This window comes from Hydrogenophaga sp. 70-12 (assembly GCF_001897365.1).
Lineage (GTDB): Bacteria > Pseudomonadota > Gammaproteobacteria > Burkholderiales > Burkholderiaceae_C > Hydrogenophaga > Hydrogenophaga borbori.
Window position 1 is genome coordinate 1 of the sequence record NZ_MKSS01000410.1, and the last position, 5,215, is coordinate 5,215.

Here is a 5,215-nt window from a genome sequence, read left to right on the forward strand (position 1 = left end):
TGGCGCTTGGCCAGGGCGATGGCCGCGTCGCGGTAGACCCGCTCGATGCCCTCGGCCGGGCGCAGGAAGCGCGCGGTGCGGTTGGTCACGCGCACGTTCTCGCGCGCGGCCTCCAGGCGCTCGTCCTCGTAGCTGTCCAGCAGGCCGGGCGCGGCCTGGCCGCGCAGCACGGCGGCCAGTTTCCAGGCCAGGTTGTCGGCGTCGGCCACGCCGGTGTTGCCGCCGCGCGCGCCGAAGGGGCTGACCACCTTGGCCGAGTCGCCCATGAAGTACACGCGCCCGTGGCGCATGTGGTGCACGCACTCGCTGCGGTAGGCGTAGGGACCGACCCAGACGATCTCGACCTCCACCTCGGGGCCGAACTGGCGCGCCAGGCGCTCGCGCACCACGTCCTCGCGGCTGACGTGGGCCGGGTCGGCGTTGGGCGCCATCTGGTAGTCGATGCGCCAGACGTCGTCGGCCATCAGGTGCTGCCAGACCGCGCGGTTCTCGTTGAAGGGCGCCTCGATCCAGGTGTGGCGCTCCGTCGGCGGGCGGGTGCTGAAGCGCACGTCGGCGATGCACCAGCGGTCGTCGCCGCGCTTGCTGTCGAACGGCACCTGCAGCCACTTGCGCAGCGGGCTGTTGCTGCCGGTGGCGTCGATGACGTGCTCGGCCTCGATGCGGTAGCTGCCCGCGGGCGTTTCCACGGTGAGCGTGGCCAACTGCTCGTTCTGCTCAAAGGCGGTGAGGCGGTTGCGCCAGCGCAGCTCGACGTGGCCGAGTTGCTGGATGCGGTCGACCAGGAAGGCCTCGATATAGAACTGCTGGATGTTGATGAAGGGCGGCTGCTGGCTGAGGTTGAAGCTGCCCTGCTGGCGCAGGTCGAAGCTGTAGACCTCGTCGTCGCCAGCGAAGGTGCGGCCCACGCTCCACTGCGTGCCCTTGGCGGCGATGGGCTCGTAGACGCCCAGGCGCTCGAAGATCTCCAGCGATTTCTGCGTGTAGCAGATGCCGCGCGAGGAGGCGCCCTTGACGCCGACGGTGTCGTCCTCGTCGATCAGGATGGCCTTGACACCCAGCCGCGCGAGCGAGCAGGCCAGGGTGAGGCCGGTGATGCCGCCGCCGACGATGACGATGGGGTGGCGGGCCGGCGCCTGGCTGTGGAGTTCTGGGGGCGGCACGAAGGGGTAGGTGGGCAGCTCGTAGCCGCCGCCCTGGGTGAACTCATAGCCGTTGGTGTGGGCGACGTCCCGGTAGGTGTTCAGCGACATGGGTGCCGTCCTTCAGCCCTTGGCCCGCTCGGCCACCTCGGGCCGGTCGTTCTGTTGCGGCTTGAGCGGCGCGGCGCTCTTGCCCGCCGCGCGTTCCTTGCGCCACTGCTCCTTGCGGGCGTTCCATTCGCCCAGGCGGGCGTGCGCGGTCTTGCTTTCCTGCAGCATCTGGAACTCGTCGGCCAGCTGGGCCGTCAGTTCCAGCCGGATGCCGTTCGGGTCGAAGAAATAGATGCTCTTGAAGATGTGGTGGTCGGTCACGCCCAGCACCTCGATCCCGCTCGCCTCCAGGCGCGCCTTGGTGTTCTCCAGCTCGCCGACGGTGTTCACCCGGAAGCTGATGTGGTTCACCCACTTCGGCGTGTTCGGGCTCGGCAGCGCCGCCTCGTCGTCGCCCAGGTCGAAGAAGGCGATGAAGGAGCCATCCTGCAGGCGGAAGAAGAAGTGCGTGTACGGGCAGTACTCGCCCGTGCTGGGCACGTAGTCGCTCTGGATGATGTGGTAGAGCGGCAGGCCCAGGATGTCTTCGTAGAAATGCCGCGTTTCCTCCGCGTCGCGCGCGCGGTACGCGTAGTGGTGCAGTTGCTGGATCGGGGCCGGCGCGGGCAGGTCGGCGCGGGGCATGGCAGGCGTCATGGCGGTCTCCTTGAACGGTGCTGGCAATTTACCATAGTGAAATGCATTTCGCAAAACGTAATTCTCTGGGCGGCGGCCATGGCCCTGGGGCGGGGGGCGGCGGCGGGGCTTCGCGATAATCGAGGTCTCCGTCGGCCCGTCTGGTTCCACCGTTCATCCATGCTATTCCTGATCTCGCCCGCCAAGGCCCTCGATTTCGAGACGCCCCCCCATGTGAAGGCGCACACCCAGCCGCTGTTCGTCGAGCAGTCGGCCGAGCTGATCGAGGTGCTCAAGCGCAAGACGCCGCAGCAGATCGCCACGCTCATGGACCTGTCGGACAAGCTGGCCGCGCTCAACGCCGCGCGCTACGAAGCCTGGGTGCCGAAGTTCACCGCCAAGAACGCCAAGCAGGCTGTGCTGGCCTTCGATGGCGACGTCTACGGCGGCCTGGACGCCAAGAACCTGTCCGAAACCGAGCTGGAGTGGCTGCAGCAGCACCTGTGCATCCTCAGCGGCCTGTACGGCGTGCTGCGCCCGCTTGACTGGATGCAGCCCTACCGGCTGGAGATGGGCACGCGCCTGAAGACGCCGCGCGGCGCCAACCTCTACGCCTTCTGGGGCAGCCGCATCGCCGACTACCTGAACCAGCGCGCCCTGGCCGACAAGAGCCCGGTGGTGATCAACCTGGCCAGCGAGGAGTACTTCAAGGCGGTGGACCTGAAGGTGTTGCGCCCGCGCGTGGTCAGCTGCGTGTTCGAGGAGCGCAAGCCCGCGGGCTACAAGGTCATCAGCTTCATGGCCAAGCGCGCGCGCGGGCTCATGGTGCGCTGGGCGGTGCGGCACCAGGCCAGCACGCCCGAGCAGCTCAAGGCCTTCGACCTCGAGGGCTACCGCTTCACGCCCGACGCGTCCGGGCCCGACCGGCTGGTGTTCCGGCGCGAGGCCACCTCCTGAGAGCGACACCGGAGACCGCCATGTCCCAGTCCGTCACGCCCGAACTGCGCCGCTGGATCATCGAGCAGGCCAGCGCCGGCTGCACGCCCGAGTCCGTGCTCAAGGCCATGCTCGACGCCGGCTGGAACGCCGGTGTGGCCGAGGCCGCGCTGGAGCGCACGCTGCTGGAGCACCTGTCCACCGTTTCGCCCGGCGCGCTGGCCCAGGCCGCCCCCGAAGTGAGGGAGGCCGTGCAGGGCGTGGTGGGGCAGGGCTCGGCGGTGCCGGTCATCGACACCTCGGGTTCGCCGCGCCGCATCGACGCCGGCGACCGCTGGGTGGACGTCATCGCGCACGTGAACCACCCGCGCGTGGTGGTGCTGGGCAACCTGCTCAGCGCCGAGGAGTGCGAGGCCATCATCGAATCGGCCAAGCCCCGGCTGGCGCGCTCGCTCACGGTGCAGACCGCCACCGGCGGCGAGGAGCTCAACCCCGACCGCACCAGCAGCGGCATGTTCTTCGCGCGCGGCCAGACGCCCGAGGTCACGGCCGTGGAGCAGCGCATCGCGCGCCTGGTGGGCTGGCCGATGGAAAACGGCGAGGGCCTGCAGGTGCTGCACTACCGCCCGGGCGCCGAGTACAAGCCGCACTACGACTACTTCGATCCCAACGAGGCCGGCACGCCCACCATCCTCAAGCGCGGCGGCCAGCGCGTGGCCACGCTGGTGATGTACCTCAACGAACCGGCGCGCGGCGGCGGCACCACCTTCCCCGACGTCGGCCTGGAGGTGGCGCCCGTGCGCGGCCACGCCGTCTTCTTCAGCTACGACCGGCCGCACCCGAGCACGCGCACCCTGCACGGCGGCGCGCCGGTGCTCGAGGGCGAGAAGTGGGTCGCCACCAAGTGGCTGCGCGAACGAGAGTTCAGTTAAAGCCGAGATGAGCCAGAACACCCCCGAACAATCGCAGCTGGGCAAGGCCTCGGCCTACGTCGACCGCTACGACCCCTCGCTGATCTTCCCGCTGCCGCGCGAGGCCAAGCGGCGCGAGATCGGCATCGCCGGCGACGTGCCCTTCGTGGGCTGCGACCTGTGGACGGCCTACGAGCTGTCCTGGCTCAACCCGCGCGGCAAGCCGCAGGTGGCCATCGCGCACATCACCGTGCCGGCCGAGAGCACGCACATCGTGGAGAGCAAGTCCTTCAAGCTCTACCTCAACAGCTTCAACAACACGCCCTTCGACAGCGCCGACGCCGTGCGCGATCGCCTGCGCGCCGACCTGAGCGCCGCCGTCTGGCATGGCGGGCCCATGCAGGCCGGCGTGGGCGTGAAGCTGCTGGCGCCCGAACGCTTCGACGCCGAACCCATTCACGAGCTTGACGGCCTGAGCCTGGACCGGCTCGACGTGGAGTGCACGCGCTACGAGCCCGCGCCCGAGCTGCTCACGGCGGCCTTCGACGAACAGCCCGTGAGCGAAACCCTGGTCAGCCACCTGCTCAAGAGCAACTGCCTGGTGACCGGCCAGCCCGACTGGGGCAGCGTGCAGATCGCCTACAGCGGCCCGCAGATCGATCAGGCGGGCCTGCTGCAGTACCTGGTGAGCTTTCGCAACCACAACGAATTCCACGAGCAGTGCGTGGAGCGCATCTACATGGACCTGTGGACGCGCTGCAAGCCCGCCAAGCTGAGCGTCTACGCGCGCTACACGCGCCGAGGCGGGCTGGACATCAACCCCTGGCGCAGCAGCCACCCGCAGCAACCGCCGGCCAATGTGCGCACGGCGCGGCAATGAGGGGGCTGACCGTTGGTCAGGCCAATCGCGGAATTGCCGAAATCCTTAGGTGAATCCTGGCATCGCGCGTAGGATCGCCCGCTTCGCCGTCCTCGAACGGCCGTTCACTGACCGCTCGGTCCTCTCGGGCTGGCGGTCTTCTCAGGTGGCCCACTTCCACGTGGCAACCGCCTTCTCTCGCGGCGTCCGTGCCATTGCAGGCCGGCCCGCTTCTCTGAAAGGCTCAGTCATGAGCAGCAAACTGTACGTGGGCAACCTGCCCTACTCCGTCAACGACGATTCGCTTCGTCACAACTTCTCCGAATACGGTGCCGTGGCCTCGGCCAAGGTCATGACCGACCGCGACAGCGGCCGCTCCAAGGGTTTCGGTTTCGTCGAGATGTCCTCCGAGGCCGAGGCGCAAGCCGCCATCAACGGCCTCAATGGCCAGTCGGTGGACGGCCGCCAGATCGTGGTGAACATCTCGCGCCCCAAAGAAGGCGGCGGCGGTGGCTACCGCAGCAACGGTCCGCGCTACTAAGCCCTGACCTCTCGTCAAAAAGCCGGCGCTCGCGCCGGCTTTTTTCTTTGGTCGCCTCAGATCTGCTTGTGGATCAGCGGCCCGTGGAACAGCACCGGCC

6 protein-coding genes are annotated in these 5,215 nt (G+C 68.5%); 4 read left to right on the forward strand and 2 right to left on the reverse strand.

The window, feature by feature from the left end:
* Window positions 1-1,253 (reverse strand): FAD-dependent oxidoreductase (locus BGO22_RS21210; RefSeq protein ID WP_286852387.1); only part of this gene is annotated, 1,253 nt, incomplete at its 3' end.
* A 12-nt stretch (window positions 1,254-1,265) separates the two neighbouring features.
* Window positions 1,266-1,889, reverse strand: a complete 624-nt coding sequence (locus BGO22_RS21215; RefSeq protein WP_070397385.1) for a VOC family protein — start codon at window positions 1,887-1,889, stop codon at window positions 1,266-1,268.
* 159 nt (window positions 1,890-2,048) lie between these two features.
* On the opposite strand from BGO22_RS21215, the gene yaaA reads away from it, so the two are divergent.
* The 4 genes from yaaA (at window position 2,049) to rbp (ending at window position 5,115) form a co-directional block, all read left to right on the forward strand.
* Window positions 2,049-2,825 (forward strand): peroxide stress protein YaaA, encoded by a 777-nt coding sequence (yaaA, locus tag BGO22_RS21220; RefSeq protein WP_070397386.1) that lies wholly within the window; start codon window positions 2,049-2,051, stop codon window positions 2,823-2,825.
* A 20-nt stretch (window positions 2,826-2,845) separates the two neighbouring features.
* Entirely contained in the window at window positions 2,846-3,736 is an 891-nt protein-coding gene (locus BGO22_RS21225) for a 2OG-Fe(II) oxygenase (RefSeq protein WP_070397387.1), read from the forward strand.
* Between the two features lie 7 nt (window positions 3,737-3,743).
* A complete protein-coding gene (gene queF, locus BGO22_RS21230; protein WP_070397388.1) occupies window positions 3,744-4,595 on the forward strand; it encodes an NADPH-dependent 7-cyano-7-deazaguanine reductase QueF in 852 nt (283 codons plus the stop codon).
* Window positions 4,596-4,788: 193 nt separating this feature from the next.
* Entirely contained in the window at window positions 4,789-5,115 is a 327-nt protein-coding gene (gene rbp / locus BGO22_RS21235; RefSeq protein WP_220377564.1) for an RNA-binding regulator, read from the forward strand.
* Window positions 5,116-5,215 lie beyond the last annotated feature (100 nt).